Origin of the sequence: Kamptonema sp. PCC 6506, from assembly GCF_000180455.1 — a bacterium.
Classification (GTDB): domain Bacteria; phylum Cyanobacteriota; class Cyanobacteriia; order Cyanobacteriales; family Microcoleaceae; genus Kamptonema; species Kamptonema formosum.
This window is the reverse complement of sequence record NZ_CACA01000162.1, coordinates 1-18,473: the sequence shown is the minus strand read 5'-3', so window position 1 is coordinate 18,473 and position 18,473 is coordinate 1. Positions and strand designations below refer to the sequence as shown.

Below are 18,473 nucleotides of genomic sequence, written 5' to 3'. Positions count from 1 at the left end.
CCCTAGCCCCTAGATAGATGGCTCCATTGATGCTATAGCATCGGGAATTGTTTCTGAGGGAGCCTCAAATTCGCCAGTGATTACATATTCTAATCGCAGTTTCAACCAAGTAATGAATTGAGGATCGGTAGAAACGATCGCCACAGAGGGCTGAGGACATTTTGCCTTAATCTCTGCCATTTTCGGTGCTTCTAGAAAAACTGGTTGCTTCACCAACCAAAAATCAATTTCTTTTTCCTGTTCTTTATAATGACGAGTTCGCTCTTTAAGAACTTCTTCAAAAGGTTCTTCCTCAAGCAAAAACTTTTGGCTAGCTAAAACGTAGTAGTAGGTTTGCATTTTCCTTAGTAATAAAAAACAGTCAATAGTCAACAGTTAACAGTTAACAGTTAACAGTTAACAGTCAACAGTTAACAATCATCAAAATTCGCCTCGCATAGCTTGTTTCATTTCGCGGATGGCCCGCTCCAAACCAACTAGTACGGCCCGACTGATAATGGTATGGCCAATGTTGAGTTCTTCCATACCCTCAAGGGAGGCTACTGGGTGAACATTTGAGTAAGTAAGACCGTGACCGGCGTTAACTCGAAGACCGGAGGCGATCGCTAACTGACATCCCTGGGCCAATACAGCTAACTCCCTTTTCCGGTTGGCTTCAGCACTAGCCTCAGCATAGATACCCGTGTGCAATTCTATAAACTGCGCTGCGATCGCCGCCGATGCCTCAATTTGGATAGGTTCGGCATTGATGAACATACTGACGGGAATGCCAGCACCTTGTAACTTATCCACAACTTCACTCAACCGCTGCTGGTTCCCCGCGACATCAAGTCCTCCTTCCGTTGTCACCTCTTGTCGGCGTTCCGGTACCAGAGTAATGTAGTCCGGTTTGATATCGAGAGCGATCGCCACCATTTCATCAGTGGGAGCCATTTCTAAATTCAGGTGAGTCATCACCGTCTGTCGTAAAACACGAACATCCCGGTCTTGAATGTGCCGCCTGTCTTCCCGCAGATGCACAGTAATACCATCAGCACCGGCCAATTCTGCTAAAGCGGCCGCTGCTACAGGGTCAGGTTCCACCGTCCGGCGGGCCTGCCGAATCGTGGCAACGTGATCTATATTCACGCCAAGTGTAGGCACTCTCAACCTCTCTGTCATGTCCAGACTTTTTCGCCTCTTACTTTACCTCATTAGCTGTCACTTTTGATAGGTAGATGGCTATTTAAAGAGTTAAACCCAAAAAATATTCTTCTGTCAATATTGTTTTTGTGTTAGCTAAGTATAATTGTTGTGTCTAGACCCTCAAAAAAGTAGTATAATAAAATTTCTTATCGTTAATCTCTCCAACTTAAACTCACGCTCGCTCTGAAGACAGAGGATTGTCACCCTACCCGCTATGAAAGCACAAGCATCGTCAAAACTAAAAACTCTCGGAGCAGCAGCTTCCCAAGCAATTGAGAAATATTTCGAGAAAATCATAGCTCACGAAGCCGAAGTGCTCGCAGATCGAGACCCCGAAGAACTACACCAAATGCGCGTCGGCATGAGACGTTTACGCTCTGCGGTGACGGGTTTTGCTCCTGTTATAGATCTACCAAAAGAAGCCAACGAGAAAAGAATTGGTAAAATATCTCGTGTTTTAGGAGAACTCCGAGATTTAGATGTGATGCTCGAAAGCCTCCAGAAACGCTATTATCCAATTTTGCCATCTAAAGAACAAGAAATATTAGATAAATCTTTGCTGCACTTGCTCAAAGATCGGCACCGCGCTTTAAAAAAAGTTCGGGCAATCTTGGAAAATAAACATTACCAACTATTTAAAAAATCGCTGCGAGATTGGCTAGAAGAACCGCGCTATCATGGAATCGCACAGTTACCAATTGAGGATATCCTGCCAGATTTACTACTACCTCAAGTCAGCGAAATGTTTCTGCATCCGGGTTGGTTAATAGGTGTGACAGAGGAGGAAGGAGAGATTATAATCCACGAAGATATGACTTCGGAAATCCTAGAACAGAAATTGACAGAAGGAGGGGAAATTCTTCACGATCTCCGCAAACAAGCTAAACGAGTGCGCTATTTAATGAGTTTATTTACTGAATTTTACGGTGAGACTTACGAAGCTTATCTCGGAGATGTCAAAGCCATTCAAGAATATTTAGGGGATATTCAAGACAGTGAAGTTCTAGGAGAATTTCTAGCTGATATATTTGACTTTGATATCCAGAAACAGCTTCCCACCTTAGCAGAAATTATGGCAAAAAGTCGCTTTGAATCTTGGCAGAAATGGCAACTTTTGCAGCGGCGGTATCTTACTCCTGAAATTCGGCAAAATTTCCGCTCAGAATTGATTCGACCAACGGTGGGGGCTATAGAATCCTGATTACAAGTTAATTTCTGTCACGGCAATATTGCCAGAGAAACACACATCCACATCAGTACCGGGAGCGCGAGGGCGTTTCCCGTATTCCCCAACATAATAAAAATATTCCCCTTCAATCCGATATTCTACGGGCAAAGGTTGCGTAGAAAGCGGGCAAAAAACAATAGGTGGATCTGGTGTACCCGGTTGCAAATGGGGTAAATTTACATTCCAGAAACTACCCGGTTTTGGGGGAAGATTGAGTAACTCTGCTAAAACGCGAGATGTCCAGCGAGTTGCCAGATCCCAGTCAATTGCTAGAGGTTTTTTAATCCAGTGAGAAATTGCGATCGCGGGTATACCTAACATCGCCGCCTCGCGGACAGCGGCCACCGTCCCTGAGATATAGATATCCGCCCCCAAATTGCCCCCCGGATTAATGCCAGACAGCACAAATTTAGCTTGAGGACAAACGTGAGTTAAGGCAACGCGAACGCAATCAACAGGCGTACCGCCAATAGCATACTCAAATTCGGAGCGGCGATCGACATGAATAGGAATGTGAGTTGTAACTTGATGGCCGCAACCAGATAATTGACCTTGAGGAGCAACTATAAATACTTTGTCATTTACTGCTTTCAACAATGCCTGAATGCCAGGTGCATCTATTCCATCGTCATTGGTTAAAATGAAAGTCATATTACATTGTTAATTGTTAGTGGTTAGTGGTTAATTGTTAGTCGTAATTAGCAATTAAACGTAGGGTGGACGCTCGCTGCCTCAATACTGTAACTTATAGCTACATCCAATTAAAAATTAAACGTTAAAAATTAAGATTTTAAAATTTAATTTTTAATTTTTAATTTTAGCAGTTGAGAGCTTGATTTTTGGGAGTTGTAGGGTGGGCGATGCTGATAAATTATTCTGGACTCATGGACAGAGATTATAGTAGTGCAAACTCTATAAATGCTTGCTCGTCGAACTAACCTGCTACTGATGCTGACGGTTTGAAAATTCCAGAAATTTAGGTTATACAGGTACTTAAATCATACTCATCTTGAATATTCTTGATTCGGAAACTAGCATTAAATTTTTTCTTAAACTGAATTTGTAGCTGTTGTATAGTTGTTGCTTGTTGGGGTACTCGTGTAGACACAACAAAACATAGCTTCTTTATTTTTTGGGGATTTTTCGAGAGTAATCTAATTGTTGATTCTAATTGTTTAACAGCTTGTGAAGTATCGCTTCCCTTCAACTCCACATATATTTCTACTGTATCATAAGGAATAAGTGCGTAGTCGCAACGTAAAGTCTCATTGTCGCTGATAACGCAGCCATCAACCTTAATTATTAATATTGGGTCTTGATTCAGGTTGAGGAAGGTTATTTTACTTTTATTCTCCTGCAAGACAATTTTTTTGTCGGATCTATATTCCTCACATTCGGGAAGACTTTTCATATTACGATTCAAACTAAGTTTAGGAGTTTATCAAATTCAATAGCTAGTTCATCAGAAACAGAATCAATCACTCGTGCATCTATTAACCCAGTATCAGGACACACAATACTACTACATTTTCCATCGGTCAAAACATAGGCTGAGAGATCGGAAACATCTAATGATTTGTATCTAGATACAATCTCTTCTAGTTGATGTTGTATATCTTCGCTGGACTCTTGATAAAGAAGCCCAGCCTGAAGTAGATTATTAAGTGCTGTCAAGACATAGGGACTATGGGTAGTTATGAAGAATTGAAGTCGCTCTTTCCGAGAATTAAATACAGTAGCGATCAATTCGATAATATTACGCTGTGCGCTTGGAAATAAATGCGCTTCTGGCTCCTCAATATACACTGTTTGCCCGCCACCAGAGGAAGCTAGAAAAGGTAGTGCAGCTAGTATAATTGTCAGAGGCAATGTTTCCTGTTGACCGGAAGATGAGTTCGCAACACTAATGCGTCTTCCATCAGCAGCCTCCAGAAAATCTTTGCCTTTTTCATGTATATGCTTACCGCATAGAGACTTCTCTATTAACCTGTTTATTTCCTCTTGGATATCTTTCGTATATTTATCATTAATGCGATATTGTATACCTAAATTTTTTATAGTTTCGTATATTGAGCCAAATGATCTTAGAAATGGATCTAAAGTATTATTGTTTGACAGAAAGGAAAAAATATTGCTCTGAAGATTAGCAAAAAAGGAGCGACCAGCAGGAATAAAAAGCTGATTAAAGGCTGCCTCTCGACAGATAGATCTGCTTAGAGATTCTACCAAGTTATCTCTTAAAATTAGTCTGCTTAAAGATAACTTATCAAGATTAACATATTGAGTATTTTTTTCAGAGCTTGCCTCTCTTAATTTTTTCATTAAATTGCGTAGGTCTGTCAGTTCTTTTTTTAATAATTCTGAATAACTGAGGGAAATCCTACCTTTGGTATCTTGTCTTCTAATTTCTATAAAAACATTGGAAATTTCATACCTTATAAAAAAATCTTGTTTTCCCCAACAATCTTGAGGAAAATACTCCTCAAATTTCTTGGAATAGTTTAAATCCAGATTACGTTTTGTCAGCTCATTCTCGACAACAGATAAAACTTCCCAGACGAAGTTCTTAAAATAAAATAGAAGTTTGGCGCAAACACTTTTACCACTGGCTTGAGGGCCAATAAGTATATTTATTCGCTTGACTTCAATCTCTAAATCCTTGATGCCAGCAAAGTTTCTAATTATTAATTTTTCAGTCATAATTTTAACTCAAGCATGGTAAGGGATTATATCATATTTTAACATAAAACTTTTACATTCAGGGAAGGCGATCGCTGCCAATAAATTATCTCCCACTCATATTATGTCCGGCAAATTACTTGCGATCTGTCATTGTCAGGACTTACGCACCCAACCAAAGAAACCGGGTTTTTTTACGAAAATACTTCGTTATGACCGACAGATTATCTCAAAAACCCGGTTTCTGGAACCATGAGCGTAAGTCCTATAAGTCCTACTCAAGAAACTAGAAGTTGATAAATAGCGATCGCTTCATCTTTCCCTCTCACCTTCACAGAGTGATCTACCAATTGCAACCTAAAAGCCTCTGGATGTCGGATCGCACTGACGATAGACTCTGTTACCAACACCGCACAATTGTAATGTCTAGTCAAACCTTCAACTCGCGACGCGACATTTACCGCATCGCCGATCACTGTTGAATCCATCCGCGAAGTAAAACCTACCGTACCCATCACCACTTCCCCTCGATGAATGCCAATCCCAATGTCGATCGTCGGTAGATTTTTGCGCGATCGCCCTTGATTGAACTCTGCGAGGTTTTTTCGCATGGCTGCGGCTGCTTCTAGCACGCCGTCAGTCGCCTCATCTTCAAAGAGCGCCATAATCGCATCGCCGATATACTTGTCGATGAAACCCCCAGCTTCCTCGATCGCTAATCCCATACAAGCTAAATAATCATTTAAAAATATAAAAGTCTCCATCGGCGTTAACTGTTCCGACATTGACGTATAGCCTTTAATATCAGCAAATAAAATCGTGATTGTCCGCTTCGAGGCGGTACCAACTTGGATATTTTCAATACCCTCAGAGGCGATCGCGCTTAAAAATTTATTGGGCACAAACCGCTCAAACGATGCTACTGTTCTTTCTAACCTGCTAAACGACTTTTGCAAGGCGATCGACATCTCATTAAAAGAAGATGCTAAAGCGCCAATTTCATCACTAAGATTAATTTCAGCGCGATGATACCAATCCCCCGCCGCAATTTTAGCAGCACTCGTTTGCAAGCGCTGCACGGGCTGGCTGAGCTGCCTTGCTAATATATATGCCCCCGCCAGACCAAAACTGAGGGCAAAGGCCCCAATTGCTAAGGCCCGCTCGATCGCCTCATTCACGGCACTCTCAAGGGGTTTAAGGGAAATACCGATGCGAAAAGTACCGATTTTATCTCCAGAAGCAGTGCTAATCTCCGCCGCCACTTCGATGACGCGATCGCCCCGCGCCGCCCTCAAAGTACCTGTGGGAAACTCTATATCCCGCAGCACAAATGTCTCCACACCGAGGCTTCCTGCTTTGGAAAAGATGCCTGCATCCCTCATTGAGGCCGATCCCGCCAATCGAGTCGATCGCTTGCTGTACTGCTTTAAAGCTACCTGTGTCACGGCTAGCGGCACGACATCGGGTATGTACTGTTCTTGAAACTCAATCGGTGATGAAGCGACAATTTGATTAGAAGCGCGATCGTCTGAGACTAAAATATAGACAAAATCAGGATTTCTTTTCAGTAGCAAATCTAGATTCAGGCGGATTGTACTCCAATTTTGTACTACGAGTTCCTTTGTAGATAAATTGGCGAGTGCTACAGCCAGGGAATGCGCCGAAACTAACTTTTGTTCCCGGTAGCGATCGCCCTCACTCACCGCAGAGAACCACACCACCGCCCCGACAATCGAAACAATCAACAGCGTTGTTGCTGTCATAATTCGAGTGTGGATAGAGTGAAATAACGTTATTTTCATTTTTAGTTATTATTGATTAATAGTTAACAGTTAACAGTTAACAGTTAACAGTTAACAATTATTCAACATCAAGTTCTTCAACAAAAGTTAGCCAACGGCGATCGTCATCGATGGGGGTTTGAAAACCGCCACCGCTGTAGCAACTTGCAGGAATTGCCAGAGTAACGGGGCCTCCAAGTCGTGACGAGATTGGTTGGTAGCTGTCACCCCATCGCGTTACTAGCAGGATATCGCAGTCACGAACATCAGCCGATCGCAAGCGGATGGGATTTTTGGGATCGCGGGATACCGCAGACTTACCCTTAACAATAACTGCATCACGATTGGCGATCGCGACATTCCCCGCAGTGAGAACATCCCGCACCCGCACCCCGTGCAGCTTAACCTTGCCTATGGGCCACCCTTGGCGGTAGCCAACAGCCTCCTCAATAGTAATTTGCGGCAGTCGATCGAGAGCATTGCTGTCAAGGATGCGGTTGCCAATGCGTATTTGTGCGGGTTCATTGCCAACGATCGCGTGAGTGACATAAAATGCCCAAAATCTCTCCGCATACACCTCATGTAACTGCGGGTATTCGCTTTGAGGAAACACCAGAGATAAAGGGCCCCCTTCACTACGAGGAATTGGTCGGCCGTCACGCTCCACTGCTAGGATAATTGGATAGCGGCGTAAATCCTTGATGCTGACTGTTGAGCGAAAACCGTCATACCCCAAAAATGTGACATTGGTGGCCTCTGGTTTGACCCCCAAGCGATCGAGCAATTGCGAAACCACAATCCCTCGAAAATAGAGAATGGCATTCAGGTTTTTGCTATTGTGAGGCGAAGTGGTGTTAACGCGAGAAGTTGCCAGCGCTTCCAATTCACTCCAACTGAATCTCTGAGTACCTTTGGCAATTTGTCCGCTAACAAAGAACTCCCACTCCTTTACCTTGGTAGTCTTTGCCTGCTGTGCAACCATAGCATTGTTATTAGCGATCGCTTCGGCCCGCCATTGAGCCAACTTAGCCTCCTTTGGCCGCTGACTGCATCCGGGAAGCAAAATCGCCAATAGGGTGAGAAATGAGGCAACTCGGAAGGTAGGATTAAAAATAAATAAATTCGGCATTTTCTAGTCCCCATCTAGGGATTAAACATGATTTTACTTTCATTGTTTCCACTCTCTAGAATAATAGTTTTATTTTCTCCTTCACTTTCTCCTTCTCCTCCTAAAGTATGAGCGACCAACAGCCGAAAACTCAATTTTGGAAAAATTGCGGAATTTTTCTGAGTGGTACTCTCGTGGGAGCAGTGCTAGCTTTGGGTGGTGAGCTAGCGTGGAAACAAGTGCAGTTATCAAAAAATGAGGTAGAAATTCAGCTACCATCTGCAAATTCAACTGCGGTAAAGCCTGCTTCCTCTGCACAACAATTTACTATTCCGCCACCACCACCAAATACGCGATCGCAACCACTTGTAGCATCACCAACACCTCTAACTCAGCCTTCTCAAACTTCCCTGACAAATATTCCCAAACTCCCCTCAATCTCTCCCACACCCTCTCCTTCTCCAACTTTAGCTACAACTGAGCGCGTTAGCTTTGAAACTGGCGCTACAGGTACAACTGTTCGCGACACTTTACAAGCAAATCAATTAAAACGTTACACTCTTAATTGCAGCAGCAATCAGGAGATGACAGTAAAGATTGAAGAAGGAGCTGTTAGTGTAGATATTATCGCTCCTGATGGTGCAAAACTTGGCACTGCTTTCGGTACTGTTCAATGGCAAGGTAAACTATCCAATAGCGGCGATCATACTATTGAGATTTCGGCTCCAAATCAATCAAATTATGCTGTTAAAGTTGAAGTCAAGTAATTGAATTTGTTAATTGTAATTGCAAGGTGGGCGCAAGCCGCAAAAAGTTTGCGATCCATAGATATAGATCGTTTTTGGCTTCCGCCCACCCTACGTTTAATGTTGTCCACAAAGCTTAGCTACATTACTAATTGATAATGTTGGACGGTGGGAAATGGATCGTAAAAATGATGTAATAAAGCCCGCCATTCTTCATACTTTGGTGATTGTCGAAATCCAATAGTATGATCTTCTAAACTCTGCCATTGCACCAGTAGAATATAGCGGTTTGTATCTTCTATGCAGCGTTGAAGTTCGAGAGAAATATACCCTGGCATAGAAGAAATGATTTCTGAAGCTGTTTTGAAAGCTATTTCAAATTCAGCGGTTAAACTAGGTTTCACATCGAGAATTGCCACTTCTAAGATCATCAGCCTAAACAGTAAATTTTTGCAGGAGTGAGGCCAAATCTGTAACGCCGCCGTCTCGTCGGTAAAAGTACCGTCAATATAGCTGCAATACGTAATTGGTATAACAAACAGTTAACAGTTAGCAGTTAACAATAATACAGTTAACAATAATACAGGTCGCTTATAAAAAGGGCTATAACCTGACAATATTTTCATCCCAGGTTGAGTAACACGCAGAGTTAAGGAAAGCCTAACTTTTCCGCTAGTATTACGCAGGGATCGGTGAACTAAATCCTCCGTAAAAATTACAAATTCTCCCGGATGAAGTACAACTGGCAACGCCTGTTTTTCTAAATCGCTACCTATATCAAAAAAGTTATTTCCACTAAAAGGATCTGTGACTTTTATTGACAACTCATTGCTCATAATAGCAGTCGGTATATACTCAAATCCATTAGACTCATTAACTTCAGTAAGAGCGATATAAACATTAATACTTTTACCCACACCTTCTAAAAGCTTTGGATAAGAATCGCGATGCCAAAAAGGAATTAACTGCTGAGACGGATAATTTGCCCAAATTTCAGAACGCCATAAAATTAACTCTTCACCTAAATATTCTTTCAACTTTTGTAGCAATATTGTGTCTTGACACAATGCCAAAATTGCAGGCGAGTCCAGATGCCTTTCCATGTGAAATTCCTTTTTAATAGTTTGGATTAATAGCAACAATAAAGAACCAAACTCTAATTTAAACAGCAAACGAAAAAAGCTAACTATCAATAACTTTTTTGGTGGTTTTGGCAAAATATTTTGTAATGTTATTTTGGCAATCTCGGCAATTTCTACTTGATTCAAAGCCAGAGAATATGGTAAGCTAATATTAGAGTCATTTTCTCTTACTCTTGAAACTTTATTTTCCTGTGAATTGCCACCCGTCCACAGTAAACTACGTTCCCATAGTTCTTTAGCCAATTCAGTATCTTTAGCAAGATCGGGAAGCATAATTTCCTTACCTTTGCGATCGTAAAATCTACCGCTTACACCCTCAAAAATGGGATCTATTGCAGTTAAGATTACACCCGCAGCACCATCTTTAAGCGAAACACCTAAACCCAAATACCGACTCAATCGGTGTCCGAAGGTAATATTAGACTGCACAAACCCCGGATGCACTGCATTAACGCTCACATTGGTATCGCTTAACCGCCGCCCTAATTCCGCAGTTAATAATAATAAACATAGCTTAGAAACAGCATAAAGTTGAAGAAAATTTAATGGAGTTTTTTTAACTAAAGAGTCCCAATTAATTGCAGTTGGTCGCAAGGCTAAGTCAGAAGCCACCATCACAATTCTACTGGTGGCTGAATTTTTGAGGTTTTCCAGCAATAAGTAAGTTAACAAAAAATGACCGAGATAGTTAGTTCCCCAAATCATTTCAAAACCTTCTTTTGTTGTCCCAGAATTGTTGAAAATACCCGCATTATTGACTAATATCTGAAGAGGAAGCTGCTTTGACAAAAATAGATCGACAAATCTGCGTACCGAGTCAAGAGAAGATAAATCTAAAGGGAGAAATTCAACCTGGGGATTTCCACTTTTCTGACGGATATAATCGACAGCAATTGTGGCTTTGGCAATGGAACGACAGCCAATAAATACGCGATTTCCCAATTTTGCTAGACCTACAGCAGTCATCAGACCTATTCCAGAGTTTCCACCCGTGACGATGCAGACTTTCTGATTCTTAACCTGATTCATATTTTTCCTGTCAGGATTATCCGTTACCACAAGTGTTGAATGTTAATTAACATCTTATCAAAAAAATGCCTTCAACTTGCTCGCTAATTTTTACCCTCGTCTTTAGATAGTAATGGAAAAAAGAGAGCGAAATTTTATTAAAGTCAGGACTTACATTCCTGGGCCTAGAAACCGGGTTTTTGAGAGAATCTGTAGGTAACAACGAAGTATTTTCGTAAAAAAACCCGGTTTCTTTGGTAGGGTAGATAATCTTCCCTAAAGTTTTGGTAGACTACAAGAGCAATAATAACTTAAATTTTTATACATCAGCAAAGAAACGCATTCCCGAAAAACTTGCCCCCGATGGAACGCTACAATAGGCAAGTATAATTATTGTAATAGCGATCGCACCCAAAACCAACTTAAACAGGACTAACGCACTGAGGGCGAAAAATCAAAGCTTGAGATTGCTTCACTACTTTTGCACTACTACCCCGAAACCATTAACAAGAGCGATCGCGACATACCGAATCCAGCGCATTAATTTATCCTCAGCTACCCAAATGGGTTTTACCTAATTTTAGGATAAATAGAGAATTTAATTATAAGATTTTTAGAATGGGAAAAAGCAATCGGCTTTTTTTACTGCGGTGGACGGTTGACTCGAATCAATTTCCCCGTCAATATTTCTTCCGCAGAAATAGCCTCATTAATTCGCGTCGCTAACCTCTGAAAATTTAACTCTTCCGTGCAAACAATGATACCAGTATGGTTGGGGTGCGAGCGATGCAGTTTCATATAATCGCGACGATTTCCCGTCAAAACCGTTCGCTCAATACTAACAGCAAAAGCTAACACTTCTTCGTCAGGAATCCCCTGGTTTGCTTTGCCGGCTTCCTGTACTGTTAATACATCGTGACCCAAAACGCGCAGGAAAGCTACAACTTGCAGGGGGAAATTTTCATCGGTGTAAAGACGTGCCACTTTTCAAACTTCCTCATTTTCTTGCATAACTTCATCATTTTCTCTAATTGCTTGTTCAATTTCATCTGGATAAGCATCAGCATAAGCCCACGCATTTACCAAATCAGCAGCAGTCAGATGTGGGAATGCTTCTAGGATAATGGCATCCGAACCACCTAAACGACGATAATTTATCAGCGACCAAACGGGTATGCGAGTATTGCCAATACAAGCATCACCACCGCAAACGCCAGGAGTTTTTTTTATGCCTAGCGAGCCGCTGCTTACGCTTTGAAGTAAAAATTCTATAGCTGCGGCTTTATCTGCGATCGTTAAGGCAGCAAGATCGATTTTCAATTCGGTTATTGTCATTGTTTACTATCTCATTGATACGAAAGTAATATTGTTTACTCTATTATAATTATAGCTAATTCACCTCTCCAAGTCAACCTGCTTAACTTCCTCCAAAGAAACGCATTCCATAAAAACTTGCCTACTATTGAAGATACTATAGGCAAGCATAATTATTGTAATAGCGATCGCGCCCAAAACCAACTTAAACAAGACTAACGCACTGAGGGCGAAAAATCAAAGCTTGAGATTGCTTCACTACTTTTGCACTACTACCCCGAAACCATTAACAAGAGCGATCGCGACATCACCTAATCCAGCGCATTAGTTTATCCTCTCCTACCAAGATCGATTTTACCTTATTGCTGGTATAATTAAAATAGTCGAGCAATGGGTACTAAGCCAGACAAAACTTTACCCAACTCCCAATTCCCATCATTAATTCCTCCAGAAAGCTGTGGTTGTACAAGTATCCGATAGCACCTACGAAACGAAAACTCAGGAAATCGCCAAACAACTCCTGAGTGCTACCCAAGAAAAAAAGCGCTCCTTTTTTGGCCAATTACAAGACCAAATGCGCTGGGATGATAAATTACTAGATTGGGCGATGGCCAGTCCCGGCCTGCGAGTGCAATTATTCCGATTTATTGATTGTTTGCCTGCACTCCGTAGCAAACCAGAAATTGCCCGTCACTTGCAAGAATACCTAACAGCAGAAGAGGTAGAATTGCCAGAAGCACTTAAAAAATTGCTCAATTTTGCGAATGCAGATTCTGTTCCCGGACAACTCGCCGCGACAACAGTTGCACCTGCTGTAGAAACCCTAGCGCACAAATATATTGCTGGGGAAAATATCAAGCAAATTATCAAAACTCTAGAACGACTGCGAAAGGATAAAATGGCTTTCACAGTTGACCTTTTAGGGGAAGCAGTAATTACTGAAGCTGAAGCACAATCTTATCTAGATCGCTACTTAGAATTAATGGCAGAATTGACCAATGCAGCTAAGAATTGGTCGCCTGTAGATGCGATCGATCAAGCTGATGGTGAAACTTTGCCGCGAGTTCAGGTTTCTGTTAAGTTAACGGCATTTTATTCTCAGTTTGACCCCCTGGATGCTAAAGGAAGTCAAGAAAAAGTAAGCGATCGCATTCGCATTTTACTCCGTCGCGCTCAAGAATTGGGCGCTGCCGTTCATTTCGACATGGAACAATATGCTTATAAAGACATAACTTTAAGCATCCTCAAACAGCTATTGTTAGAAGAAGAATTTCGCAGTCGCACAGATATTGGCGTGACTATGCAAGCTTATCTGCGCGATAGTGAAGATGATTTAACTGACCTAATTTCTTGGGCAAAATTGCGCGGATTTCCCCTAACTGTGCGGTTAGTTAAAGGCGCTTACTGGGATCAGGAAACTATCTTAGCAATGCAGAAAGATTGGCCGCAACCAGTCTATAATGATAAAGCTGCTACTGACGCAAACTTCGAGCGGATGACGCAAATATTGCTGGAAAATCACGAATATTTGTATGCAGCAATCGGCAGTCACAACGTGCGATCGCAAGCAAGAGCAATTGCTATTGCGGAAACCCTAAATATCCCCCGCCGCCGCTTTGAAATGCAGGTTTTATACGGCATGGGAGATAAGTTAGCGAAGATATTAGTCGAACGCGGCTATCGAGTGCGAGTTTATTGTCCTTACGGCGATTTACTACCGGGAATGTCTTATTTAATTCGCCGTTTGTTAGAGAATACAGCTAACAGTTCATTCCTGCGCCAAAGTTCAGAAGATAGACCAATTGAAGAATTATTAGCCGCACCAGTTGCTAACGGGAAAGATGCCTTAGTTTACGATCGAGTTTTCCCCAATGTCGCCGATACTGATTATGCTGATGAAAAATTACGGGAAGCAGGACAAAAAGCTATGGAATCAGTGCGACAACAGTTAGGTAAAACCTATCTTCCTTTGATTAATGGCGAATATCAGACAACAACAGAAACAGTTAATTCTGTCAATCCTTCTAATCCCAGTGAAGTTATTGGTAAAATCGGATTGCTTTCCGAGGAACAAGCAAAACAAGCACTAAAATCAGCAAAAGATGCTTTCCCCAGTTGGCGGAAAACACCAGTTAGACAGCGTGCAGGTGTATTGCGAAAAGCCGCTGAATTAATGGAACAGCGCCGACATCAGTTATCAGGTTGGATGGTGTTTGAAGTTGGTAAACCCTTGCGAGAATGCGACGGTGAAGTTTCAGAAGCTATAGATTTTTGCCGCTACTATGCCGATGAAATGGAACGGTTAGAAGATGGTAAAAATTACGACGTTGCGGGAGAAACTAACCGCTACCAATATCAACCGCGCGGGATTTCCTTAATAATTTCTCCTTGGAATTTCCCCCTCGCAATTCCTGTGGGGATGACAGTAGCATCTCTGGTTGCTGGTAATTGTACTTTGCTCAAACCAGCGGAAGTTTCATCAGTAATTGCTGCCAAAATAGCTGAAATTTTGGTTGATGCAGGTGTGCCTCAAGGCGTATTTCAATATGTCCCTTGTCGGGGTTCGTCGGTAGGTGCTTATATGGTGAAACATCCCGACGTTCAGATGATTACTTTTACTGGTTCTCAAGAAGTCGGTTGTCGCATTTATGCCGACGCTGCGATTCTACAACCGGGACAAAAACACCTGAAGCGAGTAATCGCAGAAATGGGTGGAAAAAATGGGATCGTCGTCGATGAAAGTGCCGATTTAGATCAAGCAGTTGCAGGTGTTGTGCATTCTGCTTTTGGTTACAGCGGCCAAAAATGTTCCGCTTGTTCGCGAGTAATTGTGGTGGAATCGGTGTATAATACTTTTGTGACGCGGTTAGTAGAAGCTGCGCGATCGCTTAACATTGGCCCCGCTGAAATTCCCAGTACCCAAGTTGGCCCTGTAATTGATGCTAACGCACGCGATCGCATTCGCGAATACATCGAAAAAGGCCGCGCCGAAGCGAAAGTTGCTTTAGAGATGCCCGCACCCGATAATGGTTATTTTATCGGCCCAGTAATCTTTAGCGAAGTATCCCCCACAGCAACAATTGCCCAAGAAGAAATATTTGGCCCAGTATTATCCGTAATTCGGGCGAAAAACTTCAGCGAAGCACTAGCAATTGCTAACAGTACAAACTTCGCTTTAACCGGCGGATTATATTCTCGCACCCCTTCCCATATTGAACAGGCAAAAGCAGATTTTGAAGTCGGCAACCTGTATATAAATCGGGGAATTACTGGTGCAATTGTATCCCGGCAACCCTTTGGTGGGTTTAAGCTTTCAGGAGTGGGTTCTAAAGCAGGTGGCCCCGATTATTTACTGCAATTTCTCGAACCCCGCACTATCACAGAAAATATCCAGCGCCAAGGATTTGCACCCATAGAGGGAGTTGATTAGGTACCTCCAATAAACATTGTGAGGCAGGCATCTTGCCTGCCTTTGACTGCCGTTACATTTATCTTCATTTTTTAATATAACTTTACAATATAGCTAATTTTCCCGATTTTAGTATTAATTATTATTAAAATTCTAAAATTTTTCCTGGTTTCACCCCATACCATCCCAGCCTAAAATGACCTCTCAGCCCTTCAATATTAGGGAATAAAGACGCGATTTAGCCATTAAGGTTAGATTTTGGTCAACAACTAGCAATATTGGCTTTCAGAAGCGAGCGTAACTCTTGACAAGTTTACCGATTGGTAGTCCCGTTTACAACGGATGGGGATCGCCAAGTGTTACCTTTGCTATATCACAACTTGTTTTAGCGTGAAGCTCCTCAGCAGTTATGGCTCAAATTCTCGATCCCCTACCTTCAAACAGCTCTGGTAAGATTCTCTGCTGCTATGTGAATGCTACCAGCCAAATCCAGATTGCACGCATCACCAATATTTCCAACTGGTACTTCGAGCGAGTGGTGTTTCCAGGTCAACGCCTAGTATTTGAAGCATTACCCGCAGGACTGATGGAAATTCATACTGGGATGATGGCCAGTGCCATCTTATCAGACAAAATCCCTTGCGATCGCCTACAAATCAACGAAGGGCCCTACTCGACAATCAACCCATCCACCCAGTCTACAGGCGCAACTACTACCACTCCAACGAGGAATGCACCGCGCCCTAAATCCAGAGAAATACCAGAACCTTTACCCATGCCTGCTTTAACATTAATTGACTGAGGTTTAGTTCTGTTTTTTGGATTTATCTCAGTTTCATCCACAGGCAGGAATACTATGCAAAGATTTGATTGAAGACTTTTTAGCATTTGAGCGATGTCAGCAGACTCCAATCAACCATTACCTTTGAAAGCAGAATTCCCTGCGGTATTTCACATTTCTCCTTTAATTCGCATTACTTTGCTCAGTCTTTATGTGGCCCTGACATTGCCTTTACCTTTTTTATCAGAGGTGACAGCAGCACCAGTACCGCCAGCATTATTGTGGGTAGGTATCGGTTTGGGTGGCGTGGCGATATATGCAACTCTGAGCGAAATGGTGATATTAAACGAAGAAGAGATTCAAGTATCATATCCCAAATGGGTGCCTCGTTTTTATCGACAAGGTTGGTCGCTACCTTGGAATCAAGTAAAAGCTCTTAAACCTCGAACTACTGGTCAGGGTGGTTTAGTCTACTACTTTTTGAGCGATTCTGGTCAAGGTTATTTGTTACCAATGCGCGTGGCCGGATTTGCTAAATTGGTGCGGTTGGTGGAAGCAAAAACGGGGATCGATACAGCGGATGTCCGCCCTTTGTCGCAACCTTGGATGTATTTGATTTTGTTGGTGTGTACGGTGTTATTGTTGTTAGTTGATGTCTGGACTATTGTCAATGCAGCTTTGTGATTTTTTGCCACAGATAACCACAGATAAACCCAGATAGTTTTTAAGTTTGAGGGGTAAATTTTACTTGTAGACCGTCACGGGGATGGGGTGTTGGTACTGTAATTAGAGTTAGGTCTTGATTAGGTAAAAGTTCCCAGTTAAACTCGCGCACAATTCGCGCTGCAAATAGTTTCATTTCTAACTTAGCAAATTCTTTACCTAGACATTCTCGCAAACCGCCGCCAAAAGGTACATAGCTAAATGGTTTAGAATTTGCTGAGTGTTCCGGGTTAAAACGTTCGGGGTCAAATTTTTCTGGTTCGGGGTAAACTTGACTATCTTTATGGGTTTGATTAATCTGATAAAGAATGTTCCAACCTTCAGGAATTTGATATCCGTTGAACTCACAAGAGCGAATTACTTCCCGAAAACCGCCACCCACTGGAGGAACTAACCGCAGCACTTCTTTCATCACTTGCTCTAAGTATGGCATTTGTTTGAGCTGTTCGAGAGTTATGGGTTCGCTTGGGGGAAATTGTTGTTGTTCTTCCCTGACTTTTGCCATGATTTGGGGGTGTTTAGCTAATTCCAGGCAAAAAGATGCAATTGCAGAAGTTAGAGTTTCATGTCCAGCAAATAGTAGTAGCAAAACTTGGTCTTTCAATTCTTCTAAACTGAGGCTATTTCCTTCTTCATCTTTAGCGGCAATTAGCAAGCTTAAAGCATCTTTTCCAATCTCTGGTTCTTGCTGTCGCTGACGGATAATGTTTTCAATTTCTACTAATAGTAATTTGCGAGATTTCCAAGCGCGACCAAATTTTGTCCAAGGCAAACGTAGGGGAATTGTAAATAAACCTTCACACCAAGTTTCAAAGAAATGACCTAAGCTTGTCTGGGAACCAGAATCAAGTCCTACCAGCAATTTTGCCGCGATATCAAAAGTATAGTTTCTAAGTTCTGGATACCAAGTTAGCGTACCAATTTTTCCCCATTTTTGCAGGTATTGATGAGTGATTTCTTCCATAGCGATAGTGTAACCAGCTAGCGCTCTTGGTTGAAATGCTTGATACAATAATTTGCGGCGTTTTTGGTGGTCTGACCCTGTTTGTAAAGCTAAAGATAAAGGGCCTAAAAGTGCTTTGGTACTAGGTGGCCAGCTAACAGTAAAATATTGATTTTCATTGGTCAATATAAACATATTTGCCTCTGGGCCGTAGAGGAAAATGGTAGGCTGTCCTAAGAGGCTGGTTTTGAAGATTGGCCCGTATTGTTGGTGACGTTTTCTGGCAAATTGAGAGTCACGCAAAAAGTTTATGGTATCTCCAATTAGTGGTAAACCAAAACTACCAGGAGGTAAGGGAAGTGGGTTCATAAGAAGGGGCTAGGGGCTAGGGGCTAGGGGCTAGGGGAAGAGATGGGGGAGCAGGGG

General features: G+C 42.1%; 17 protein-coding genes. 5 read left to right on the top strand and 12 right to left on the bottom strand.

Annotated elements, in window-relative coordinates:
• Positions 1–9 precede the first annotated feature (9 nt).
• Positions 10–339: an MgPME-cyclase complex family protein gene (locus OSCI_RS09130; RefSeq protein WP_007354641.1), complete on the bottom strand. Its 330-nt coding sequence runs from the start codon at positions 337–339 to the stop codon at positions 10–12.
• Positions 340–420: 81 nt separating this feature from the next.
• Positions 421–1,143, bottom strand: coding sequence for a pyridoxine 5'-phosphate synthase (locus OSCI_RS09125; RefSeq protein ID WP_026103638.1), 723 nt, complete (start codon positions 1,141–1,143; stop codon positions 421–423).
• A 256-nt stretch (positions 1,144–1,399) separates the two neighbouring features.
• Between OSCI_RS09125 and OSCI_RS09120 the strand changes: the two genes are divergently transcribed.
• A complete protein-coding gene (locus OSCI_RS09120) occupies positions 1,400–2,386 on the top strand; it encodes a CHAD domain-containing protein (RefSeq protein WP_007354639.1) in 987 nt (328 codons plus the stop codon).
• On the opposite strand, the gene surE is transcribed toward OSCI_RS09120, so the two are convergent.
• The 5 genes from surE to OSCI_RS09095 form a co-directional block, all read right to left on the bottom strand.
• The gene (gene surE, locus OSCI_RS09115; protein WP_007354638.1) at positions 2,387–3,064 is read right to left on the bottom strand and encodes a 5'/3'-nucleotidase SurE; all 678 of its coding nucleotides are present in this window, start codon (positions 3,062–3,064) and stop codon (positions 2,387–2,389) included.
• Positions 3,065–3,389: 325 nt separating this feature from the next.
• Positions 3,390–3,824: a hypothetical protein gene (locus tag OSCI_RS09110; RefSeq protein ID WP_026103637.1), complete on the bottom strand. Its 435-nt coding sequence runs from the start codon at positions 3,822–3,824 to the stop codon at positions 3,390–3,392.
• 8 nt (positions 3,825–3,832) lie between these two features.
• Positions 3,833–5,113, bottom strand: coding sequence for an AAA family ATPase (locus OSCI_RS09105; protein WP_007354636.1), 1,281 nt, complete (start codon positions 5,111–5,113; stop codon positions 3,833–3,835).
• 257 nt (positions 5,114–5,370) lie between these two features.
• On the bottom strand, positions 5,371–6,894 hold the full coding sequence (locus tag OSCI_RS09100; RefSeq protein ID WP_026103636.1) for an adenylate/guanylate cyclase domain-containing protein: 1,524 nt from the start codon (positions 6,892–6,894) through the stop codon (positions 5,371–5,373).
• Positions 6,895–6,952: 58 nt separating this feature from the next.
• Positions 6,953–8,002 (bottom strand): molybdopterin-dependent oxidoreductase, encoded by a 1,050-nt coding sequence (locus OSCI_RS09095; protein ID WP_007354634.1) that lies wholly within the window; start codon positions 8,000–8,002, stop codon positions 6,953–6,955.
• Between the two features lie 107 nt (positions 8,003–8,109).
• Between OSCI_RS09095 and OSCI_RS09090 the strand changes: the two genes are divergently transcribed.
• Positions 8,110–8,748 (top strand): hypothetical protein, encoded by a 639-nt coding sequence (locus tag OSCI_RS09090; RefSeq protein WP_007354632.1) that lies wholly within the window; start codon positions 8,110–8,112, stop codon positions 8,746–8,748.
• 119 nt (positions 8,749–8,867) lie between these two features.
• On the opposite strand, the gene OSCI_RS09085 is transcribed toward OSCI_RS09090, so the two are convergent.
• The 4 genes from OSCI_RS09085 to OSCI_RS09070 all read right to left on the bottom strand — a co-directional run bounded on the left by OSCI_RS09085 (position 8,868) and on the right by OSCI_RS09070 (position 12,212).
• A complete protein-coding gene (locus OSCI_RS09085) occupies positions 8,868–9,158 on the bottom strand; it encodes an antibiotic biosynthesis monooxygenase family protein (RefSeq protein ID WP_007354631.1) in 291 nt (96 codons plus the stop codon).
• A gap of 111 nt (positions 9,159–9,269) precedes the next feature.
• Positions 9,270–10,898, bottom strand: coding sequence for an SDR family NAD(P)-dependent oxidoreductase (locus OSCI_RS09080; protein ID WP_007354630.1), 1,629 nt, complete (start codon positions 10,896–10,898; stop codon positions 9,270–9,272).
• Positions 10,899–11,519: 621 nt separating this feature from the next.
• Complete coding sequence (locus tag OSCI_RS09075) at positions 11,520–11,861, bottom strand: DUF5615 family PIN-like protein (RefSeq protein WP_007354629.1); 342 nt, start codon at positions 11,859–11,861, stop codon at positions 11,520–11,522.
• Between the two features lie 3 nt (positions 11,862–11,864).
• Entirely contained in the window at positions 11,865–12,212 is a 348-nt protein-coding gene (locus OSCI_RS09070) for a DUF433 domain-containing protein (RefSeq protein WP_007354628.1), read from the bottom strand.
• A gap of 436 nt (positions 12,213–12,648) precedes the next feature.
• Between OSCI_RS09070 and pruA the strand changes: the two genes are divergently transcribed.
• The 3 genes from pruA (at position 12,649) to OSCI_RS09055 (ending at position 17,065) form a co-directional block, all read left to right on the top strand.
• Positions 12,649–15,621 carry an L-glutamate gamma-semialdehyde dehydrogenase gene (pruA, locus tag OSCI_RS09065; RefSeq protein WP_007354627.1) on the top strand — a complete coding sequence of 991 codons (2,973 nt, stop codon included), beginning with the start codon at positions 12,649–12,651 and terminating at the stop codon, positions 15,619–15,621.
• 388 nt (positions 15,622–16,009) lie between these two features.
• Entirely contained in the window at positions 16,010–16,402 is a 393-nt protein-coding gene (locus tag OSCI_RS09060) for a DUF1830 domain-containing protein (protein ID WP_007354626.1), read from the top strand.
• Positions 16,403–16,495: 93 nt separating this feature from the next.
• Complete coding sequence (locus OSCI_RS09055) at positions 16,496–17,065, top strand: hypothetical protein (protein WP_007354624.1); 570 nt, start codon at positions 16,496–16,498, stop codon at positions 17,063–17,065.
• A 40-nt stretch (positions 17,066–17,105) separates the two neighbouring features.
• Here the strand turns inward: OSCI_RS09055 and OSCI_RS09050 are convergent, their stop codons facing one another.
• On the bottom strand, positions 17,106–18,416 hold the full coding sequence (locus OSCI_RS09050) for a cytochrome P450 (RefSeq protein WP_007354623.1): 1,311 nt from the start codon (positions 18,414–18,416) through the stop codon (positions 17,106–17,108).
• Between the last annotated feature and the right edge of the window lie 57 nt (positions 18,417–18,473).

Bases quoted from the DNA above. Each gene is read 5' to 3' on its own strand.
- OSCI_RS09130 (WP_007354641.1), bottom strand. From the start codon at position 339: ATGCAAACCTACTACTACGTTTTAGCTAGCCAAAAGTTTTTGCTTGAG.
- OSCI_RS09120 (WP_007354639.1), top strand. From the start codon at position 1,400: ATGAAAGCACAAGCATCGTCAAAACTAAAAACTCTCGGAGCAGCAGCT.
- surE (WP_007354638.1), bottom strand. From the start codon at position 3,064: ATGACTTTCATTTTAACCAATGACGATGGAATAGATGCACCTGGCATT.
- OSCI_RS09110 (WP_026103637.1), bottom strand. From the start codon at position 3,824: ATGAAAAGTCTTCCCGAATGTGAGGAATATAGATCCGACAAAAAAATT.
- OSCI_RS09105 (WP_007354636.1), bottom strand. From the start codon at position 5,113: ATGACTGAAAAATTAATAATTAGAAACTTTGCTGGCATCAAGGATTTA.
- OSCI_RS09100 (WP_026103636.1), bottom strand. From the start codon at position 6,894: ATGAAAATAACGTTATTTCACTCTATCCACACTCGAATTATGACAGCA.
- OSCI_RS09095 (WP_007354634.1), bottom strand. From the start codon at position 8,002: ATGCCGAATTTATTTATTTTTAATCCTACCTTCCGAGTTGCCTCATTT.
- OSCI_RS09090 (WP_007354632.1), top strand. From the start codon at position 8,110: ATGAGCGACCAACAGCCGAAAACTCAATTTTGGAAAAATTGCGGAATT.
- OSCI_RS09085 (WP_007354631.1), bottom strand. From the start codon at position 9,158: ATGATCTTAGAAGTGGCAATTCTCGATGTGAAACCTAGTTTAACCGCT.
- OSCI_RS09080 (WP_007354630.1), bottom strand. From the start codon at position 10,898: ATGAATCAGGTTAAGAATCAGAAAGTCTGCATCGTCACGGGTGGAAAC.
- OSCI_RS09070 (WP_007354628.1), bottom strand. From the start codon at position 12,212: ATGACAATAACCGAATTGAAAATCGATCTTGCTGCCTTAACGATCGCA.
- OSCI_RS09060 (WP_007354626.1), top strand. From the start codon at position 16,010: ATGGCTCAAATTCTCGATCCCCTACCTTCAAACAGCTCTGGTAAGATT.
- OSCI_RS09055 (WP_007354624.1), top strand. From the start codon at position 16,496: ATGTCAGCAGACTCCAATCAACCATTACCTTTGAAAGCAGAATTCCCT.
- OSCI_RS09050 (WP_007354623.1), bottom strand. From the start codon at position 18,416: ATGAACCCACTTCCCTTACCTCCTGGTAGTTTTGGTTTACCACTAATT.